Source organism: Paenibacillus segetis, from assembly GCF_014639155.1.
Classification (GTDB): Bacteria; Bacillota; Bacilli; order Paenibacillales; family Paenibacillaceae; genus Fontibacillus; species Fontibacillus segetis.
On sequence record NZ_BMFT01000001.1, the window covers coordinates 2778193 to 2799622 of the forward strand.

Genomic DNA, 21430 nt, shown 5'->3' on the forward strand with positions numbered 1-21430 from the left:
CCTCGCTTTTCTCCCAATGGATATGACCAGAAAAAAATAACAACCTCGCGGTTGTCGTAAAGCAGCCCGGAGGCCAGTAGATTTAATCCTCGTCTATAAGTGGTTGACCTTGCTCATTTCTCTTGATTTGAACGTAATCACCATAAATTTCTTCAAGTGCAATTCCAACTTGTTTGTGGGATCTTGGTTGTTTCAGTTCGCTCTTCTCGCCTTCTCTAAGCTGTCTCGCTCTACGTGAAGCCGCCACAACTAACGAATATTTACTACCAACCTTGTTTAGCATTTTATCAATGGATGGATATAGCATTCATTACACCTCTTCTTATTAGGCTCATTCGCCAACAATTATTTTCTTACTTTACAATGTTCGGCGATGATGATGGATTCTATTCTTTTGCAGGCAAGATCAATCTCGTCATTAACAACCGCATAATCATATTTCTCTATCAAACCAATCTCATCTGCCGCAACCGACATCCGATGATCAATTGTCGCCTGATTCTCGGTACCTCGTCCTTGAATGCGCCCTTTGAGTTCATCTAGCGATGGAGGTAACAAAAATACAAACACTCCTTCTTTGAACTTCTCTTTCACTTTAAGCGCACCCTGAACTTCAATTTCCAAAATGATGTCTTTCCCCTCTTCGAGGGTCTGTTCCACGAAGTCACGCGGTGTACCATAGTAATTTCCAACATACTCCGCATACTCCAACAGCTGATCGTTCTCTATCATCTCAAGAAACTGTTCCTTACTCTTGAAGAAGTAATTCACCCCGTGTTCTTCTCCGAACCGGGGTTGCCGCGATGTAGCGGATACGGAATAGACAAGTTCCGGCATACGAACCCGTAATTCATTACAGACTGTTCCTTTGCCGACACCCGAAGGTCCCGATAATACAATAAGTAATCCTTTAGCCATAGCTCTCTCCATTTTATTCGTCGTTGTCGTCATCTTTGGTGGACAGACGATGAGCGACCGTCTCGGGTTGTACTGCCGAGAGAATGACGTGATCGCTGTCTGTTATAATTACTGCACGCGTACGACGACCATAAGTGGCGTCGATCAGCATGTGGCGGTCCCTAGCCTCCTGAATGATCCGTTTAATTGGAGCAGATTCCGGGCTAACGATAGAAATGATGCGATTGGCCGATACGATATTTCCGAAACCAATGTTAATAAGTTTAATTGCCATATACAGGTTGTTCCCCCTAATTTACTTGACTCACCAGCGTCAAAATACCAAATGAACATTACTCAATATTCGCTGTCTGCTCACGAATTTTCTCCAGTTCCGCTTTCATTTCGACGACACGGTTGACTAGAGTCAAATGATTGGCTTTGGATCCAATCGTATTGGTTTCCCGGTTCATTTCTTGGATCAGAAAATCTAATTTCCGTCCGACTGGCTCACGGGACTGAAGAAGTCCGCGGCACTGCTCAAAATGACTCTTCAATCGAATAAGCTCTTCGTCAATATTGGAACGGTCTGCAAATAGAGCCACTTCCATCGCGAATCTCTGCTCGTCAAATGCAGTCCCATCTAGCAGTTCATCAAGACGTCCCTTCAGGCGGTTGCGATAATCATTCACAACCTCCGGCGCCAGTTCAAGCAGTTCTGCATGAATCGCCTCAAGTTTTGCAAGACGATTCTCTACATCGGTAACCAAATGAAAACCTTCCTGTTCCCGCATTTGTAGCAACCCAGTAATTGCCTCTTCGATCCCTTCATTCAGTATAGTTCCCCATTCCTCATCCGGATGGTTACCGTTAGTTGAAGAATCTGGTACAGACAGAACATCAGGTAGAGCAAGCAAATCCTTCGCGCTCAAATGAGCATCGGCACCATACTTAGTTCCCAGCTCTTCAGCAGCGCGTAAGTAGGCCTCCACAACGGAAGAATTCAGCATGAAAGGCAAGGAATTCTCATCATCCCGCTCTCTGCTGATATATACATCAATCCGTCCACGCTTAACGTGACGCTGAACCAGGCGCCTTAGTCCGTCTTCGTAACATGCCCACTCCCGTGGCATCCGAAGAACAACCTCGGCGTACCGGTGATTGACGGATTTAATTTCAAATTGAACGACGAAACCGCCATAATGCTTGGCGGAACTACCGTAACCAGTCATACTGTGAGACAAATACATCACATCCGTTATACTATTGTAATTGATAATTATGAGTGAGACAAGTGGGATACATTGCGTTTCGACTTCTCTGTAACATAATTCATTAAAGCGACATTCATTTCATAGAACATAAATGGCGTCATCAAATAGATTCCGTTAAAATGTTCCATTGCCGTATCGAGTAATTCTTTGGCAATTTCCACACCCATTTCTCGACCTTCAGCGCCCTGTAATCCCTCAATCCGCTTACGAACATTCTCCGGAAGCTGGATGCCCGGCACCTCATTATGAAGATATTCAGCATTCTTGCCACTTGCGAGCGGCATAATACCAATAAATATCGGAATATCGAGATGGGCTGTTGCCTTTTTGATCTCTACAATTAATGCTGGATCATACACCGGCTGAGTCATGATATAGTCTGCACCTGAGGCAATCTTCTTCTCTAACCGTTCTACCGCTTTGTGCAAATATTTCACATTCGGGTTAAAGGCAGCACCAACTACAAATTTTGCTTTTTGCTTAAGAGGCTTACCTGAGAAGCCAATACCTTCGTTTAACTGTTTGATCATTCGAATAATCTCGAATGAAGTTAGATCATATACCGAGCTTGCTCCAGGTAGGTCACCAAATCGAGCCGGATCACCTGTTACTGCAAGCACATGATCAATACCCAAGGCATCAAAGCCCATCATATGTGACTGTGTTCCGATTAGATTACGGTCACGACAAGCAATATGGATGAGTGGACGAATCCCCAGCTGTGATTGAACAAGATGCCCCAAAGCCATGTTGCTCATTCTTGTAACGGCCAGTGAATTATCAGCAAGCGTCAATGCATCGACCCCAGCCTCTTTAAGGGCAGCTGCCCCCTTCATGAACTTAGTAATATCTAGATCGCGCGGAGGATCAAGTTCGACAATAACGGTATGCCGCTCCTTCACCGTCTCCACAATACTTGGAACATCTGTATCTCGACCATTTGACACTTTTTCAGCTTGTTGTCCCCGCTCAGCAAGTACAACTGAAGCTTGCACTTGTGGCAGTTCTCTACCTTCAGATAAAGGTGTAGGAACATATTTCTGCAGTGTCCGTGCAATGGATGCTATATGCTCAGGTGTTGTGCCACAGCACCCTCCAATAAGCCTAGCCCCCAGATCAGCAAATGGTAGCGCACATTCTCCAAAATAATTGGGTGTTGCCCCGTATATATACTCGCCATCAACATAATCCGCCAAACCCGCATTAGGATAAACCGATAGGGGAATATCCAGAGGTCCGTCCAACTTCTTCATTACACTCATAATACCTTTTGGACCAGAGTGACAGTTAAAACCAAAGACGTCAGCCCCATCTTGACGGAGTATTCCGAATGCATCTTGAATACTGTATCCATCCAACGTACGTCCTACTTGATCGACAGCGAATTGACATATCGCCGGAATATCCGTTAGCTTCCGTGCTCTCCCTAATGCGATACGCATTTCTTCAAGATCATAGAAGGTCTCGAACAATATAGCATCTACACCTTCTGTTAAGAGTGCAGAAATCTGTTCTTCAAAAAACATATCAAGTTCTCTTACAGAAACGTCCGATCGTTTCCCTCCGCGAATAGAACCTACTGCCCCGGCAATATATGCACGATTTCCTGCAGCCTTTCTCGCAATGCGTACAGCAGCACGATTGATCTCATCAACCTTGGATTCCAGACCAAACTTGGAGAGTTTGTAGGAGTTTGCAGAAAAAGTATTCGTCTCAATAAGTTGAGCTCCTGCCTCAATATAATGACGGTGTACATCACCAATTACTTCCGGCCGTAGCAAGTTAAATTCTTCAAAAGAAATACCGACAGGGAACCCCAATTGATACAAATAGGTACCCATTGCACCGTCGCCAACCAGAACATTATTATCCCATGCTTTACGTAAATCCAACATCATCCAAGACCCCCATTGCCGCAGATCATATTCTATCAATAATAGCTACTTCAAACACTCTGCACTTCATAATTTCACTCTAATGTACCATAAATCCCCCGGAATGATAAGAATTGTTCCAGAAACTCTAGAGATCTATTTATTTTCATCCAATAAAATAAAACAGTAGACCATGATTATCACCACGGCCTACTGTTATTCTTGAACTAATACAATCCCATTACAAACTGCCTTGGAAAGCAATTTCTGCAGGACCTGTCATATAGACATGATTGTCATGCTCATCCCATTCGATAAACAGATCTCCACCCTTCAATCCAATCCAAGCGGCCCGATCGGTAAGCCCGTTCAGTACGGAGGAGACGAGCGTAGCGCAAGCACCTGTTCCACAAGCTAGAGTGGGGCCAGCTCCCCTTTCCCACACCCTCATTTCTACGCGATCCCTGGAAGTTACGGTTGCGAATTCAACATTTATTTTCCGCGGAAAATAGGGATGTACTTCTAGCTGTGGTCCCCATGTTCCTAGGTCAAAGTTAGGGGCATCATCTACATAAATTACGCAATGTGGATTCCCCATCGAAACCGCGGTAAAAGCAAATTCTGATCCCCCCGTGGTAATGGGGTGATTCAACACCGGATTTTCCTCCAGTATGGTCGGAACCGCAAGACCGTCTAACACAGGTTCCCCCATATCAACCCGAGCCGTTCTAACGGAGCCCTGTTCCACCTGTAGGCGTACCTGCTGAACTCCCGCACCCAGCGTTTCAATCGTAATGTTATCTTTGTTGGTATAACCCTTCTCGTACACATATTTGGATACGCAACGGATGGCGTTACCACATTGCTCTGCTTCAGTCCCATCCGAGTTGATGATCCGCATTTTGAAATCAGCCTGCTCCGAGGGCAAAATAAATACGAGACCATCCGCACCTACTCCAAAAAATCGATTACACCATTTAATCGCTAGTTCAGATACATTCTCAGGTAGCGCCACTTCACCATATATCACAAGAAAATCATTACCCAATCCGTGCATTTTCGTAAAATCCATCTAACCCCACTCCTTATTAGCTTTGCGAAGCAAAGCTGACTTCGTAAGCATATGCCAAGCTTTGCTTAAAAAAGAGTGGTGAAACAATCCCCGCTGCGTAAACCGTTTGATCCTTCGATCGCTGTTGTAGTTGGATTGTCTTCATTGTATAACACCAAATAGGGATACAATCCAACTACAAAGGCGAACGCAGCTTATGCTTCCGTGGTAGCTTTCTATCGAAAGCTTGGAGCTTCTCCAGATTCAAACGTTTCACTCCGCTAACTTTTCACCAAACTTTACACAAAGCTTTGCTTTATGGGGTTAGTCTATATTTTAGCGCTATGAAAGGGTATTGATTTTATGCACGAATATTTGTACTTTTCACTGTTGCCATAGGACGAGGACCATTATATTTGCGGCGACGATTACCCGACCAGACGCTTCCAGCCCCCATTAGGAAAGTTGGAATGCCCGCAGCAACCAATGTAATCGCCCATTCGCGAGTTCCAAGCGGTACGGTTTTGAAGATAGGTTGTAACGGTTCAATGTACATTACCCCAAGGAGTAGCAGTACTGAAGATAATACGGCTATGACCAAATAGCGGTTTTGAAATATATTACGATGGAAAATCGAGCGAGAGCTGCGGCAATCAAATACGTGAATCAACTGTGCCATTACAAGGGTCGCAAATGCAACGGACTGTGCCTTGAGTAATTGATTCGCATCATTTGGAGAAACCTGCAGCGTGAGCCAGAAAGCCCCTAAAGTACACAGACCAATCAGAAAACCACGGCTCAATATTTTCCAGCCCATACGTCTAGCAAAGATATTCTCGTTTGCTCCGCGAGGTTTGTGCTCCATCAAGTCTTTCTCCGGCTGATCTACCCCGAGTGCCATGGCTGGCAGCCCATCTGTGACTAGGTTCACCCATAGTATCTGAATCGGAAGTAGTGGCAATGGTAGACCTGCCAACATAGCAAATAGCATGGTTAATATTTCTCCAACGTTTGAAGCAAGTAAATATCTAATAAATTTACGGATGTTCTCATAAATATTTCTTCCCTCTTCAATTGCAGCCACAATAGTAGAGAAATTATCATCGCTAAGAATGAGCGAAGAAGCTTCTTTTGCGACATCCGTACCTGTAATCCCCATGGAAATACCGATATCGGCCGCCTTGATTGCGGGCGCATCATTTACTCCGTCACCGGTCATAGCAACGACATGTCCTCTATTCTGTAAAGCCTTAACGATCCGCAGCTTGTGTTCCGGCGATACGCGAGAATAGACGTAGACTCCTTCAACCTGACGGTCAAGTTCCTCGTCCGTAAGTAACGCCAATTGTTGACCAGACATGGTCTGACCGCCTCGTGGTATAATGCCTAATTCGTTGGCAATTGCTTCAGCCGTAAGCCCATGATCTCCAGTGATCATTACTGTTTTGATACCCGCACGACGGCATACGGAGATGGCTTCTCTCGCTTCACGCCGCGGAGGGTCGATCATTCCAGTCAATCCGACGAAGATTAGCTGTGATTCAACCGCATCCTCATGATCAATACTATCCTGTGGACGCAGATCCCGATAGGCCATTCCCAGAACACGTAGGGCACTTCTTGCCATCGCCTCATTCGCTGCTAGAACCTTCTGCCTAAATGTACCTGTAAGCGGAACAACCTTACCCGCCCATAAAATATAAGAACATTGCTCCAGAAGCATATCTGGCGCGCCTTTTACTAATGCAATTTTCCCTCCTTGATGGGAAACAACAACCGACATCCGCTTACGCTTAGAATCGAATGGGAACTCTAGTTCACGAGCGTACATACTACCTAGTGAAGCAGGGGATAGTCCCATCTTTGAGGACAGGGTAACGAGCGCACCTTCCGTTGGATCGCCCTTTAACCGCCACTGAGAGTCAGCACCTTCATCTTTCCCTTTACGGCGAGCTCTTGCTTCCTCCCCTCCATCCTCTTCATAAATAACCGCATTACTGCACAATGAACTGATTTGAAGTAGACGACGTAGGGTTTGATCTCTTTTCAAATCAATAGGGATACCCTGATCGAGAACATTGCCTACAGGCTCATAACCCTCCCCCGTAACTTCCAGAGGCCGCCCCTCAATCCATAACCGAGTAACCGTCATTTTATTCTGAGTGAGTGTACCCGTCTTGTCACTGCAAATAACGGAAGCGCAACCTAGCGTCTCAACTGAAGGAAGTTTACGCACAATCGCTTTACGCTTGATCATCCGTTGTACACCTAACGCCAACGCGATTGTGACGATAGCAGGTAGTCCTTCTGGAATAGCCGCTACGGCAAGGCTGACCCCCGCAAGGAACATACCGCCTGCTGGCTGGCCATTAATTATCCCTACAAGAACAACTAGTACGGTTAATGCTAATGACAAGTAAATCAATATTTTACCTAACTGCGCGAGTCGCCGCTGTAATGGCGTTTCTTGTACTTCGGTATTTTGGAGTAAGTCGGCAATTTTTCCCATTTCTGTGTCCATGCCACTACTGACGACAATACCTTTACCAGAACCACGGGTAATCATAGTACCCATAAATCCCATATTCTTTTGATCGCCAAGAGGTACTTCAGACTCATAAATCGCTCTAGTATGCTTACCCACAGGATGTGATTCCCCGGTTAAGGCGGATTCTTCTGCGTCCAAACTCTGGATGGACAACCAACGGATATCCGCAGGAATACGATCCCCGCTCTCCAATGATACGATATCCCCCGGTACAAGTTCCTTGGCAGCAACATGCACAACTTTTCCCTGTCTCAATACATTAGCGTGAGGAGCTGACAGTTGCTTGAGTGCTCTAAGCGATCGTTCTGCCCGGAATTCCTGAATAAATCCTAGAACCCCATTTAGAATAACGATGGCTATAATGGTAACGGCATCTAAATATTCGCCGAGAAGTCCAGAGATCAAAGTGGCGCCCATCAGTACAAGCATCATAAAATCTTTGAACTGGTTCAAGAATAATAGGATCGGCGATATCCGTTCCCCCTCCAACAGTTCGTTCCAACCGCTTACTTGACGTCTTCGCTCTACTTCTTCCTCGGTCAGGCCCTGCTCACGCGTGACGCCGAACGACTGCAGAAGTTCGTTCTCGCTTTGCTGGTGCCAATTTTTTTGTTCCATTCTCCGTTTTCCCCTCCCGTATTTAGTACGATATACAGCGTGAAGGCTTTTCCACCTAGGGTAAATGTATTCCAGCCAGTCCCAAAATATCACAGAGTAGCACTTAAGTTTTTGCCCAAAGTATGGCATCATAAAGAATAGCTATTAGAGGTTGTTCAAAAAGTCATCTTTTGATCACGAAGTAGAACGAGATGTATATTCGACATCGAATCTTGGATTCAGCCGGGCCAAGCATATGCTTACGAGGTATGTTTCCTGCAGAAACATTTTAGGTGCTCACGTAGGTTTTGCCTACGCTCCGCTCCTCTGTCCCTAGCTTCATCCAACCTTCTCGGTGCTGAAAAACTGACTTTTTGAACCATGATTATTAGTGTAATTTATAGACAGGAGAATAAACGATATGGCACTTGATGGCATTGTTACGCGTTCTATCGTCCATGAACTACAAGTTTGTGTAGGTGGACGAATCAATAAAATACACCAGCCTTCTGCAAGCGATATTATTATGAATCTACGCTCTCAAGGTGAGAATCGCAGGCTCTTGCTGTCGGCGAATCCAACTTATCCTCGCGTTCATTTAACTGAGGAATCATTCCCTAACCCGCAGGAAGCACCTATGTTCTGCATGCTGCTACGCAAGCACTGTGAGGGCAGCGTAATTGAAGCCATCTCGCAAGTCGGTATGGAACGGATCATTCATATCGATGTAAGACAACGAGACGAACTCGGAGATATGTCTCAGAAACGGATTGTTATCGAACTCATGGGGCGTCATAGTAACATTATTATCGTGGACCCAAGCACAGGAACCCAACTTGATGGTATACATCATGTGACTCCGGCGATCAGCACTTTCCGGATTGTTATGCCTGGATTCGCATACACCGAGCCCCCACAGCAACATAAACTCAACCCTCTGAAATCCAGTAAGGAAGAGTTCCTTGCCGCCCTGAAAGAAGCTGCAAGCAAAGAAGAGAACAAGGGGAAGGGATGGATGGTCGATGCTTATAGCGGCCTCAGCCCATTAATCGCCGAGGAGATCTATTATCGCGCATTTGGTAAATCTTCGGCTGGGGAAGGAGCGGAGGAAGAGAGTATATCAACTGAGAATAACGAGACTCTGTGGAGTTCTTTTAACAGTTTGATGAATGACATCCTTGAACATCGGTATTCACCTCTTATTGGGGATAATTCCAAAGGGAAAAGTGTATTCTCAGCCATCCCTCTAAGTCTCGTGCAAGGAGACATCCGAACTTACGATTCCATCAGTACATGTATGGAAGCTTATTACGGAGATAAGGCGCTTCGGGACACCGTCAAACAAAGAACCAGTGATCTTCTGCGCTTTTTGCAGAATGAACGAAATAAGAACATCAAAAAACTTACCAAGCTAGAAGAAGATTTGGCCCAAGCGGATGACGCTGAGCGCTACCGAATTTCAGGTGAACTACTGCTATCATCTCTGCATATGATCACAAAGGGCGACCGCGAGGTGAAGCTTGTCAACTACTATGATGAAGAACAGAACACCCTAACGATCCCGCTCGATCATCTACTTACTCCTTCTGAAAATGCTCAACGTTATTTCAAAAAATATAACAAGTTCAAGAATAGCCTTGTGGCAATTGAAGAACAAATGAGTAAAACTAGAGAAGAAATTACTTATTTAGAAGGATTGCTCCAACAGCTAACCTATGCCACGATAAATGATATTGAAGAAATCCGTGAGGAACTGGTGCAGCAAGAATATTTAAGAGAACGTGGGAAGAAGAATAACAAGAAGAAGAAAAAGAAGGATGCCCGTCCGACACTTCATGTATTTAAGTCATCCGAAGGCATTGAAATCTATGTTGGAAAAAATAATCTTCAAAACGAGTATGTCACGAATAAGCTTGGTAATTCCAATGATACATGGCTTCACACTAAAGATATTCCTGGATCACACGTACTTATTCGAAGCTCTTCCTTTGGTGAATCAACATTAAACGAAGCAGCGCAGTTAGCCGCTTATTTCAGTCAGGCAAAGGAATCTAGTAGTGTTCCGGTAGATTGTACTTTAATCAAGCATGTACGAAAACCTAGTGGTGCAAAGCCTGGATTTGTCATTTACGACCATCAGAAAACATTATTCGTCACACCAGACGAGCAAATGATCAAGAAGATGCCTAACACGATTAAGAACGGGTAAAATTAAAGAGGCACCCTTATACGATTGCAGGTTTACAATCGTGTAAGGGAGCCCTTTTTTATGATCTCGTAGTCTCCATAAGACGTTCTATTGTCTCTACCGGCACGCTACGACTACCAACATCACCATGAAACACGACTCCTTGTCGTATGCCGTGATAATCCGACCCCCCCGTAGCAATTAATCCATATTGATTAACCATTTCCATATATCGTTCTTCATCTGCAGGTCCATGGTCAGAATGGTACACCTCGATCCCTGCTGGTTTCCCCTTCTCCACAATGTCTCGAACAAGATGGTCATCTCCATACAGGCCTGGATGAGCTAGAACTGGCGCTCCGCCTGCATCGCGGATCCAATTCATCGCTACCTCAGGTGCAATACGTGGCAAAGAGGCATAAGCAGGTCGCCCCTCGCCCAAATAACGATCGAACGCATCGCGCAGATCGGTTACATATCCTTTACGTACCATAGCGTCTGCGATATGTGGTCGTCCAATACTCTCATCAGGGGATAGCGGACGATTAAGTCCCTCTTTCACTTCTTGTAACGAAATCGGAATATTCAGTTCTCGTAGCTTATCTAAAATCATTTCGTTTCGCTTCTCGCGTGTTGCACGTAATTGCGTTAATCTTTCCAGTAAGAGTGAATCTTCGTGATTTAATCCATATCCCAATACATGAATGTCCTTCCCTCCGGCATTAGTACTAATTTCAATCCCGGGTACAACAATCATTCCAGCTTCACGTCCCATTTCCAGCGCTTCAGTAATTCCAGCCACTGTATCATGGTCTGTGATCGCGATGCCGGACAGACCTTTCTGCTTGGCGAGCAGCACATTCTCGGCAGGAGAGTTCATTCCATCAGATGCGCTTGTATGAGTATGTAAATCACATCTCCCATTACCGTTAGTTGATCTCATGAATACTTCATCTCCTTTATTTAAGGTAGCAATTTATGTTCCCGTAAAAAGGTCAAAAACGTGACTGCGGACACAGGTAACAGGGCAGATTTCAAATGGACAGAATAAAATTGCCGCTTAAAGGTTACATCCTTGATGTCCAGTATTTCCATTAACCCCAAAGCAACCTCGTGTTTCACCGAAGAAGGTGACAGCATGGTTAACCCAAAGCCCGCTTCAACCGCTGATTTCACCGCACCCGTGCTACCTAGTTCCATAACCGTCTCTATTTGGCCAAGATCGATTCCTCTGCGCTCCAATTCCTGCTCCATCACCTGACGAGTTCCTGAGCCTTTTTCTCGAAGCACGAAGGGATATGAAACAACCTCTTCTAATTCAACCTGCCCTCTACCAGATAATATATGTCCAACGGGTACTATTAGCTTCAGTTCGTCCTCCATCACAGCTTCCGATACTAGATCAGGATGTTGAACAGGGGCCTCCACTAGACCAAAATTCAACTGATGATTAACGATTTCGTCGACGATCTGACTAGTATTCATAACCTTTAGAACTATGGAAATATGCGGATATTGGCGACCGAAGGGACCCAATAAGCGAGGCAATACATATTCACCAATTGTAAGGCTAGCACCAAGCTGTAATCTACCCTCAAGCATAAAAGTAAAACGAGACATCGCCTGCTCCGTCTCCCGAATCAGTTGCATACTTTGATGCGCAAAAGGGAGCAATGTTTCTCCTGCTTCCGTTAACTCGATTCTTTTGGTTGATCTTACTAATAGTTTACAACCTAGATAGTCCTCAAGCGACTGGATCTGCATGGTTACTGCCGGTTGGGTCATATGTAGTGCCTGTGCCGCAGCCGAGAAGCTCCCACGCTCGGCAACGGTATAAAAAATATGTAATTGATGATAATTTATCGCCATTGGATGATTCCCTTCCCTTCTATATCCTTTACAATAGCATGGAAAAGTAGACAAAAAAAGCATGTGCAAGAGTAGCACATGCTTCCGTACGAATCTATATTTTTATTTTATCTACGTTTACGAGTATTCTTCATTAATGTCATCCGCCTGGAATGACGAAGCCATGAATAGTATGATTTCAAATCGCGTAATTCAATCGTCTCCGACATGCGTCCGAGAAATGTAACGACGATCATCCGGTGCAACGTTCTTCCCATAGAATCGACTTTGTCTGGAATTTCAGCAAATTCAGCTACCATCACGAGATCGTCGTCGATAAGATAGACGTCCTCTTCTTTGCGATAGTAAGGTTTAATACGCCCTTGTTTTAGACATTCCCAGGCCCAAGTTGCGATATTGTTATAATCCTTGCTACTACGATCGATCCGATCGTGATACCTCACCTTGGCATGGTTGGTTATTACGATATCGGTAACTCTTTTGTCACCCAAGAGAACATGACTTGCTTCGTATGTTCCCCACCGTTCTTTAACCTCATCTCTCATGCCGCACCTCACGAATAGTAATAGGCCTTATTAACTAAGCATTTTTACCTACTATACCACATCTTTCTCCATTATTCTACAAGATTGGCGTTTAAGAATAGTTCTTATGCCCCTCTATCTAAAATCGACATTCTACCTCAGCATAAAAAAAGCAGCCCGAAATGGGCTGCTTCGTTACATCATAAGTAATGCTTTATAATCCATAGTATTGAGTTTTATCAGGGGCATCTTTCGTATACTCCGTCTTGATCTCATTACGATAAGACCGTTCAATCTTGCGAACATAGGATAGCTTCCGAACATTCTTCATAATATCTTCCGCGCGATCTGCGTTCACATACATTACAACGTAATGCATTCGCCTAGATAAATAATGTACGCTTCCGTATTTCTCCAAATTTCTTGCAGCTTTTAAATCACTTACCCAAATAATATAGCCTGTACGCTCCGGAAACATCATTTTCCCTCCGTTCAATTGCCTGTTATACATTCCGGAATAGACAAGCTTTCGGCTATAGTCTGATCCATCGCTTTAGCCGCAACTACACTTGCCTCCACTTCCACATCCACCACCAGATGGTGTAGGATCGTTACTAGGCACCTTAATGGTGTCTGACACGGCAAATGCGATAGTCTCCGACATTTGATGCAATATATCATCAAGTTCCTTCTCTGCAGCCTTGAAGTTGCGAACCGCTTCGAATTGCTCAAGCTCCCGCTCTACCTCTAATACCTTATCTTTAGCCTCGTGATAGTTCGGGTGGAAATGACCGAACCGCTCCGTCTCTTCAAAAAGCTCTCTCTGAGCGGAAAGTTTCTTCACCAAACTTTGTACTTCAGTATCTTCCTCAACACGCCGTTTCCAATACAAGTAGTCAGAGACAGCGGATGAATTATTTATCATATCGCCTAATTCATAGGCGTAAGTCAATAGTTCGGCCATATCAACCGTGTTGATTTCCGATACGCTCATGAATTTCAACTCAATTCTGTTGTGTAATGGTCTACTGCACAGTAGACGATTTTATCATACCACAATCTCACTAGGAGAAGAAGAGTTTCGTTACAGCATTTTCCGCTTTATGTCAGGAAGAAGCAATTGAATAGCTTCCCACTCCCCCGGAGCCAGCTCATGCTCAGCACCCTTATTCTCCTCCTTAAGGAACATCAAGCCTCTTACTTTCCAATTCTCCTCGCCCACCACGGCTAATGGTAGACATTCAACAACCTCACCGCGAATTTTCAGTGCGATCTTTGTCCGCCAAAGTAGAGCTTGCACGATGATCTTTCGAGTCGTAGAGGCATGATACGCCCTCATTTCTTTTATCCACATCACTGGGGTATCCTCCAGGCCAGGAAATAAATCATGAACCTCTGGAATGCCATCATCATACTCATAATTTTTATATTCACTTCCACAATATATCCAACCTTGCCGTCCAAGCAAACCATTTACTCTATTTATCGATACTCGGAAGTCTGCTGTTTCTTGAGTACCGTTTATAATCCGCATCCTCTCGTCATGTTTAGTTTGATCCATTTCTCGGCCCCACTGCTCAATTGCTAGCCTTACATGCTCAGGAACTCCTGTGGAATGTTCCTCCAGAAGCGTCAATATATCCTTGGAAGAACGGCCATTACGTACAGCCTGAGTCACACTTAATCGGCTTATTCGATACAATGACATGATATCCATCGTGATGTGCTCAAAACATGACTCTAATTCCCAACGAACCGTAAACGAAACGTCCGGCGGAACTAAAATTTCAAAATCAGGCTGAACATGACAAAGTCCCGTATGCAAATGGACTCCTTCAGGTACGCCCCCCCGTTCTCTCATCATGTCCGGTTTATCTACCCAACGGAGATATAACTTTTCGTCTCTCCCTTGCCCTAGTTCCATCCAACCGAATCCGCATAAAGCAATGAGCCAACTTCTCATCCACAATTGCTGTTCCGGTAGCAATGATCCCGTAAATATACCTTGTTGCTCCAGTGAATCAAGCACATTCTGAAGACCATACCACATACCACTCTGTATAGAAGATGAAGTTATCCCAAACACAAAATGTTGGAGTACAGCGTCAGTTGGAACATATCTCAGCATGATCTGACGGAAGAATGCTGCATTCATCTCTTCCAAGTCTAATTTAAGCCATGACCTTACGTTGACCTGGTTTAACAGCCACTCTCCATGTTCTTGCACAATTAGATCAAATGCTATTAACATATCAAACACAACAGCAACCGGAGGAGCATAAACCTCCTGATATGGATAATATAGTGAAAGGCCCATAATATCCTCACTTTCCAAGGAAATTAGGCCCCCTATTTTACTTAACACTTTTTGATAAAGGGTTCCCTTAGCTGTGATCTGCAGACGATTCATTGATATCCAAGCCAAGGTACGGAACATATCACAGGCTAGCCCACGTCTGGACTCCCGGTATAGAAACACATCCAGCCCGTCATATGACCTGATCGAAGGGAGTACATACATCTCCTGAAGCTGAGGTAGAAGGTCAAAAGGAATGTAATACAACCGTTCTCCCCATACTTTCTTCACCGCATGTAAATATCCTTGTTGAAGTAGAACAGGGATTGAGGCACGTATGTCAGCACCACTTAACCTACCTCTCGTCACCTCATTCAGACCTTGAAGTGTAAACGGCTGTCCAGCAAATCGTCGAAATATGGCAGACAACGCTTCTTCATCTGCTAAGGATAATGCCGCCAGTTTTACAATTACAGAGGAAGCCTGTTGGTATTCGAAAATCTCCATTACGGCGACACCTCCAGTTTCCCAGCCGTAACAATTGCATCATCACAACCATCTTCGTGATCAAATGTTATGATATATTCATATCCTTGCTCTATTAAGAACAACTGTCTACGCATCGCAAAATCCTGCTCCCTAGTATCCTCTGACACTAAGGTATAGAAATAGGCCTGGCTTCCGTCTGATTTCGGTCGTAAGATCCGGCCCAATCTTTGAGCTTCTTCTTGACGAGATCCATAACTACCGGAAATCTGTAGCGCCACAGATGCATCCGGAAGATCGACTGCAAAATTTGCAACTTTAGATACGGCTAGAACTTGAATATCTCCGCGACGAAATGCCTCGAACAGCTTTCCCCGTTCCTCCTGTGGCAAACTGCCAGTAATAAGCGGCACATTCAACTGTAATGCCACGCTTCTCAGCTGATCTAAATATTGTCCTATAATTAGAATTTGTCGACCCACATGTCGTTTCATCAGCATTCGGAGCCATTCAATTTTCCGGGGATTCTCGGCAGCGATTCGAAACTTCTCACGTTCTCCTGCATTTAAATAATAATCTCTAAGAACTCGAGACATAGCAACTCTTATTTCGCAGCATTGCACCTCAGCTATGTACCCACTCTGCTCTAGTTCTCGCCAAGGTACCTCATAACGTTTGGGCCCAATTAAAGAGAATACGTCACACTCACAACCGTCCTCCCTAACCAGAGTAGCTGTCAGACCAAGACGACGAGTCGCCTGAATATCAGCAGTCGCACGAAATACGGGTGCAGGTAGAAGATGAACCTCATCATATATAATGAGACCCCAATCCCGTTGATTAAATAAACCCATATGCTTAAATCCTTCGCCCTTGCTGACTCGATGAGTCAGGATTTGATAGGTTGATACCGTCACAGGTCTCACTTGCTTTTGTCCGCCTGAATACTCACCCACATTCTCTTTGGACAAAGTTGTCTTATCCAGGATCTCCGATATCCATTGCTGGACTGAAGTCACATTCGATGTCAGGATCAACGTTTCGCATTGAAACCGTTCCATCACCGCAAGACCAATTACCGTTTTTCCTGCCCCACAAGGGAGAACAAGGACACCACTCTCTCCAGTGTTGTTTTCAAACCCAGCAAATGCAGCGACCCCTTCTCTCTGATAAGGTCTCAATGACAAAGACAAACCATTATCCAAGGTTGATCTCATCCTAAATGAAAGGGGCTGTCCTAGGTGGTAACCCACTTCATCCGTTACGGGGTATCCAAGTCGGGTTAACTCCTGTTTCAATATACCTCGATATCCTGCAGGCAGAACTAACCGATGTGACTCCAATCGTTGCAAATGTAGCTCAGCTAGCGAAGATTCTTGTTCAAGTCGCTCGAGTAAATAAGCATGCTCAGGTTGGCATTCCAGCCATAAAGTTTCTGGTTCGTGTTCTGAGCGTCGAAGTACTAAAGATCCATATCGCGTAACCCACATGCGGATATCTGTAATTACCTTAGTAGGAATATCAGAACGAGAAATAAACCGTAACATCTCGATAACTTCCTCAGCCGTCAATCCCGAGGCAGCAGCATTCCATAAAGAAAGAGGGGTGATTCTATAGGTATGATACGAAGCCGGACTTTTTACTAATTCTGCAAAGCGGGCTAACTGCCCCCTAGCCTCCACAAATCCAGGATGTTCCTTCTCCAATAGTACGGTGAAATCACGCTGAACGATACCCGCACCCGATCCGATCATAGGCTCTACCTCCTCTTCGTGTTCTACATGCTTAAAGAAGCCCGCCAACATGCACGAACTTCTCCCTTTAGAATTTATTGATTCGGTTACATCAATGGATTTGCTCCGATATGTGTGTCAACGCTTCGCCAGCTTCATTAGCAAAAATGTTACGAACTGCTAAGTCACCAATCGATACGATACCTATCAATCGCTCTCCATCCGTTACCGGCAACCTACGTATTTGCTGCTCAGCCATAAGTTCAGCCGCTTCATCAACAGAGGTATCCTTAGATACGGTCTCAATTCCTTTTGACATTACGGTCTCAACTGCTGCAGAGCCTGGATGCTTCTCCGCAATACCACGTATGACGAGATCACGATCGGTAATAACTCCGAGCAACCTGCCCCCGTCTACTTCAACAACGGGTATGTATCCAATATCGTGCTGCTTCATCTTTACAGCGACCTCATATACATTGTCCCTTGGAGTAACTGTAACGACATCGGTAGTCATAATTTCGCTTACTTTTCTCATGTACAATCCCTCCTTCGGAGATTATAATTCCAAAGTTGGGAACAAATTATGCATATTCCACTAGATAAGATTCCGCCATCCTAATCATCAATCCGGCAGCATGGAGCATTGCATCCTCATCAATGTCAAATCTCGGATGATGATGTGGATGTACAATTCCTTTATCCTGATTGCCGGCACCTACAAGTATGAAGCAACCTGGCACGTGCTGTAGATAATAAGCGAAGTCCTCGGCAGGCATGATTTTGGCTGATAGATCGGTTTGGAGATTAGGTACCTGCGGGCCGGTCTGGATAAAACGATTAAATTCATATTCATCGTTAATCAAACACGGATATCCGCTCATATAGTCTACTGTTGCTGTAGCTCCATAAGCTCGGGCTGTATACTCTGTCATGAATAAGATTTTATTGCGGATCAATTCTCGCGTCTCCTCACGGAAACAACGGACTGTACCTGCAAGACGACAACGTTCAGCAATTATATTTTGAGCGGTGCCTCCTTGAATAGAGCCGATGGTTACAACCGCGGGATCTAATGGATCAACAAACCTACTTACAACACTTTGTAACTGAAGTACAAGAGCAGAACCCGCTACAACACTATCAACTGCTGCATGAGGCATCCCGCCGTGGCCGCCCTTACCGTGAACTTCGATAAAAAACTCATCGGTCGAAGCCATTAGGGGACCCGGTGCACTTGCTGCCGTACCTACAGGAATCGGTGTCCATAAGTGTATGCCGTAAATAACATCAACCCCATCTAGCGCACCATCTTTTATCATCGCTTGTGCTCCACCGGGACACACTTCCTCTGCCGGTTGAAAGATCAATCGGATGGATCCTCGCAACGTTTCCTTATGCTTGCAGAAATATTCTGCCACAGCCAATAAAACAGCGGTATGACCATCATGTCCACAGGCGTGCATCACACCAGGAACTTGCGAAGCATATTGGCAAGTCTTCTCATCTTGAATCGGAAGCGCATCCATATCTGCACGTAGAGCAACCGTCCTTCCAGGAAGATCGCCTCGAATCGTCCCGAACAACCCATAGCCACTTGTAACTGACTGAAGTTCCACGCCTAAATCATGAAGAATTTCTCTCACGTATGCTGTCGTTTCCTTCTCCATATAAGACAGCTCAGGATGACGATGTAAATGTCGCCTCCATTCAACCATAGATGGTAACAGTGCTGTAAGTACTTCTTGTTCCATTGCATTTCACTTCCTTCATCTATATATTTCTATCGTTCCTTCATCACTCCATCGCTCGAAACTTCATCAGCAATCTGAAGCTACATATTAGTTCTATTGTATCAGAAATAAAGTGAGCACAGAGTATAGAACCAGTGAAACTTCCCGGACTTGGCAAGTCTTGCCACCCTTGCACAAGTGAGGGAAACATAATATCATGAGAAAGAGAACTTTTAAGGGGGCAATCTACAAGATGATAGTTGAGAATACTGGGTTAGAAGGTTTAAAAGTTGAGTTGGCCTACTTAGATGAATCATCCGAAAAGATTGGGTTTATTCGTTGGCAATGGGAGTACTACCGGGCTACATATGATTACAAAATTACTTTCGATAACCAAGAATATTTCCTTCGCATGAACACACGCGCCGTGGAAGGAAAATTAGAGCGGCCAGACACAGTACTGGACATTGAAGCAGTCTATATGGGACGTGCCACTTTCCCACATGGATTGGAATACGAATCAGAAATCCCGCCGCACGTAATGAAAACAGCACAACTCAAGCTGGCTGAGTTGAAGGAACTTCTCGAGGCCTGAGAAGGAATTCCATGAGAGACAACAACGAAACGCCCAGACGCGGGGCTCCAGATTTCCAACTTCTCATCCTTACCCTTTTATTAGTAGGTTTTGGGATCGTCATGGTATTCAGCTCCAGTTCCAGCATTACCATTGTCAGCGAGAGATTCGGATATGATCCGATGTATTTCACAAAACGTCAGCTGGCTTTTGGAGCTATTGGTCTATTTGGTATGTTCATCACAATGAACATACCCTATGAAAAATTCAAGAAACTATTTATTCCTGTCTTCATCATAGCGATTATACTATTGTTATTTGTACCTTTTGTTGGTGCCATTAACGGCGCGAGTAGCTGGATCAAATTAGGTAACTATGGTATTCAACCTACGGAACTTGCTAAGGTTACAACTATTCTGTATCTATCTGCACTTATATCAAAAAAAGGTGAACGGTTTCGCGACTTACGTACAGGATATATTCCTGTCATGGTGATCGTCGGAATCGTGGCTGGACTCATCATGATGCAGCCCGATCTAGGTTCCTGTTTCATCCTAGTTGCCACCGCCGGTTTAATTATTTTTGCGGGTGGAGCCAACCTGAAGCACATCCTTGGCTCTATTGTCCTCTTGATCATCGGAGCCAGCCTTGTATTAGGCGCACGAGCACTATGGGATAAAGTTAACCCTAGTGATATCGCCGATGCTGCTGCTGTAGGGACAAACTATAAAATAGGCCGGTTTCAAGCCTATATCAACCCTTGGGAAGATCCACAAGGAACTGGATTCAGTCTTATTCAATCTCTAACAGCCATTGGCCATGGAGGACTAACTGGAACAGGGTTTGGCCAAGGTATTCAGAAGCTTCACTACCTAACGAATAGTTATAACGATTTTATCTTCGCGGTAATCGGTGAAGAATTTGGTTTTATCGGCACCTTTTTATTCTTATTGTTCTATCTGTATTTTATTTGGAGGGGCGTACTAGTTTCTCTGCGGAGTTCTAGTACCTTTGGTATATTAACTGGGGTCGGAATCATGGGGTTAATTGCCATCCAAGCTTTTATTAATATCGGTGGTGTTACTAGAACGATCCCTATAACCGGGGTAACCCTTCCTTTCATTAGCTATGGGGGCTCTTCGTTGCTTGTCATGATGATCGCCATGGGAATCGTATTAAGTATCTCACGTCAATCATCTCTACCAACCAAGCAGGAGAGAACCAAGTCTGTTGTAGTGAAACAAGCCTCAAATGAGTTACAAACGATGAGACGCAGATAAATTTATTGACGTAACAACAAATGGGCTGAGCAAGGAATAAAATTCCTCGCTCAGCCCATATTCATAACCTAAATTTATATATACCCTAATTAACTAAACCTCGTCATCCTTAAATGCCACATTCTCAACTTTTACATTTACTTCTACGATCTTCAACCCGGTCATACTTTCCACCGCTTCACGGACGTTCTGCTGCAACATACGACATACCTCATGGATTGGAGTTTCATAAAGTACGATTATTCGTAAATCAATCGCTGCTTCCAATTGACCGACTTCTACGGTGACACCTTTTTGCACATTCTTACCACTTAAACGTTTGGCCCATCCTTCAGATAGCCCTCCAGACATCGCTGCGATACCTGGTGTTTCCAAGGCTGCCATTCCAGCGATTTTGGAAACGACATCATCTGAAATCCGAATAAGCCCCATATCCAACTGTAATTGCTCGGTCATGGTAATTCCTCCTTCAACCTCATTATAATCATTGTAATTCGTAAAACCTA

At 44.6% G+C, this 21430-nt stretch carries 21 protein-coding genes; 3 read left to right on the plus strand and 18 right to left on the minus strand.

All coding sequences use genetic code 11. From position 1 onward, the window contains the following. Positions 1 to 82: 82 nt before the first annotated feature. The 8 genes from rpoZ to IEW05_RS13045 all read right to left on the minus strand — a co-directional run bounded on the left by rpoZ (position 83) and on the right by IEW05_RS13045 (position 8262). Positions 83 to 307 (minus strand): DNA-directed RNA polymerase subunit omega, encoded by a 225-nt coding sequence (gene rpoZ, locus IEW05_RS13015; RefSeq protein WP_188539362.1) that lies wholly within the window; start codon positions 305 to 307, stop codon positions 83 to 85. A gap of 38 nt (positions 308 to 345) precedes the next feature. After that, a complete protein-coding gene (gene gmk / locus IEW05_RS13020; RefSeq protein WP_188539365.1) occupies positions 346 to 918 on the minus strand; it encodes a guanylate kinase in 573 nt (190 codons plus the stop codon). Positions 919 to 931: 13 nt separating this feature from the next. Next, entirely contained in the window at positions 932 to 1192 is a 261-nt protein-coding gene (gene remA, locus IEW05_RS13025) for an extracellular matrix/biofilm regulator RemA (RefSeq protein ID WP_005548256.1), read from the minus strand. 58 nt (positions 1193 to 1250) lie between these two features. Next, positions 1251 to 2141, minus strand: a complete 891-nt coding sequence (locus tag IEW05_RS13030) for a YicC/YloC family endoribonuclease (protein WP_188539367.1) — start codon at positions 2139 to 2141, stop codon at positions 1251 to 1253. A gap of 35 nt (positions 2142 to 2176) precedes the next feature. Beyond that, positions 2177 to 4069 (minus strand): bifunctional homocysteine S-methyltransferase/methylenetetrahydrofolate reductase, encoded by a 1893-nt coding sequence (locus IEW05_RS13035; RefSeq protein WP_188539369.1) that lies wholly within the window; start codon positions 4067 to 4069, stop codon positions 2177 to 2179. Between the two features lie 217 nt (positions 4070 to 4286). Then, positions 4287 to 5117, minus strand: a complete 831-nt coding sequence (gene dapF, locus IEW05_RS13040) for a diaminopimelate epimerase (protein ID WP_188539371.1) — start codon at positions 5115 to 5117, stop codon at positions 4287 to 4289. Positions 5118 to 5133: 16 nt separating this feature from the next. After that, the gene (locus IEW05_RS25930; protein ID WP_268238728.1) at positions 5134 to 5262 is read right to left on the minus strand and encodes a hypothetical protein; all 129 of its coding nucleotides are present in this window, start codon (positions 5260 to 5262) and stop codon (positions 5134 to 5136) included. Between the two features lie 195 nt (positions 5263 to 5457). Then, entirely contained in the window at positions 5458 to 8262 is a 2805-nt protein-coding gene (locus IEW05_RS13045) for a calcium-translocating P-type ATPase, SERCA-type (RefSeq protein WP_188539372.1), read from the minus strand. A gap of 400 nt (positions 8263 to 8662) precedes the next feature. Here IEW05_RS13045 and IEW05_RS13050 point away from each other — a divergent pair, with 400 nt between their 5' ends. After that, positions 8663 to 10450 carry an Rqc2 family fibronectin-binding protein gene (locus IEW05_RS13050; protein ID WP_188539374.1) on the plus strand — a complete coding sequence of 596 codons (1788 nt, stop codon included), beginning with the start codon at positions 8663 to 8665 and terminating at the stop codon, positions 10448 to 10450. 58 nt (positions 10451 to 10508) lie between these two features. Here IEW05_RS13050 and IEW05_RS13055 read toward each other — a convergent pair whose 3' ends face one another. The 9 genes from IEW05_RS13055 to IEW05_RS13095 form a co-directional block, all read right to left on the minus strand. Beyond that, entirely contained in the window at positions 10509 to 11372 is an 864-nt protein-coding gene (locus IEW05_RS13055) for a PHP domain-containing protein (RefSeq protein WP_188539376.1), read from the minus strand. A gap of 20 nt (positions 11373 to 11392) precedes the next feature. Continuing rightward, on the minus strand, positions 11393 to 12292 hold the full coding sequence (locus IEW05_RS13060; RefSeq protein ID WP_188540859.1) for a selenium metabolism-associated LysR family transcriptional regulator: 900 nt from the start codon (positions 12290 to 12292) through the stop codon (positions 11393 to 11395). Between the two features lie 113 nt (positions 12293 to 12405). Beyond that, complete coding sequence (locus IEW05_RS13065; protein WP_188539378.1) at positions 12406 to 12843, minus strand: hypothetical protein; 438 nt, start codon at positions 12841 to 12843, stop codon at positions 12406 to 12408. 193 nt (positions 12844 to 13036) lie between these two features. Continuing rightward, the gene (locus IEW05_RS13070; protein ID WP_188540860.1) at positions 13037 to 13300 is read right to left on the minus strand and encodes a YlbG family protein; all 264 of its coding nucleotides are present in this window, start codon (positions 13298 to 13300) and stop codon (positions 13037 to 13039) included. 75 nt (positions 13301 to 13375) lie between these two features. Next, positions 13376 to 13816 (minus strand): YlbF/YmcA family competence regulator, encoded by a 441-nt coding sequence (locus IEW05_RS13075; RefSeq protein ID WP_188539380.1) that lies wholly within the window; start codon positions 13814 to 13816, stop codon positions 13376 to 13378. Between the two features lie 90 nt (positions 13817 to 13906). After that, complete coding sequence (locus tag IEW05_RS13080) at positions 13907 to 15625, minus strand: helicase-associated domain-containing protein (protein ID WP_188539383.1); 1719 nt, start codon at positions 15623 to 15625, stop codon at positions 13907 to 13909. After that, entirely contained in the window at positions 15625 to 17358 is a 1734-nt protein-coding gene (locus tag IEW05_RS13085) for a DNA repair helicase XPB (protein ID WP_188539385.1), read from the minus strand. Before IEW05_RS13085 ends, IEW05_RS13080 begins: the two co-directional genes overlap by 1 nt. Before the next feature lie 91 nt (positions 17359 to 17449). After that, a complete protein-coding gene (locus IEW05_RS13090; RefSeq protein ID WP_188539386.1) occupies positions 17450 to 17875 on the minus strand; it encodes a CBS domain-containing protein in 426 nt (141 codons plus the stop codon). A gap of 46 nt (positions 17876 to 17921) precedes the next feature. Further along, positions 17922 to 19091 carry an amidohydrolase gene (locus IEW05_RS13095; protein ID WP_188539388.1) on the minus strand — a complete coding sequence of 390 codons (1170 nt, stop codon included), beginning with the start codon at positions 19089 to 19091 and terminating at the stop codon, positions 17922 to 17924. 232 nt (positions 19092 to 19323) lie between these two features. Here IEW05_RS13095 and IEW05_RS13100 point away from each other — a divergent pair, with 232 nt between their 5' ends. Together IEW05_RS13100 and ftsW are read left to right on the plus strand one after the other, a co-directional pair. Then, complete coding sequence (locus IEW05_RS13100; RefSeq protein ID WP_188539390.1) at positions 19324 to 19665, plus strand: YugN family protein; 342 nt, start codon at positions 19324 to 19326, stop codon at positions 19663 to 19665. Positions 19666 to 19676: 11 nt separating this feature from the next. After that, the gene (ftsW, locus tag IEW05_RS13105; protein ID WP_188539392.1) at positions 19677 to 20924 is read left to right on the plus strand and encodes a putative lipid II flippase FtsW; all 1248 of its coding nucleotides are present in this window, start codon (positions 19677 to 19679) and stop codon (positions 20922 to 20924) included. Positions 20925 to 21017: 93 nt separating this feature from the next. Here ftsW and IEW05_RS13110 read toward each other — a convergent pair whose 3' ends face one another. Next, positions 21018 to 21380 carry an Asp23/Gls24 family envelope stress response protein gene (locus IEW05_RS13110; protein WP_188539394.1) on the minus strand — a complete coding sequence of 121 codons (363 nt, stop codon included), beginning with the start codon at positions 21378 to 21380 and terminating at the stop codon, positions 21018 to 21020. Positions 21381 to 21430 lie beyond the last annotated feature (50 nt).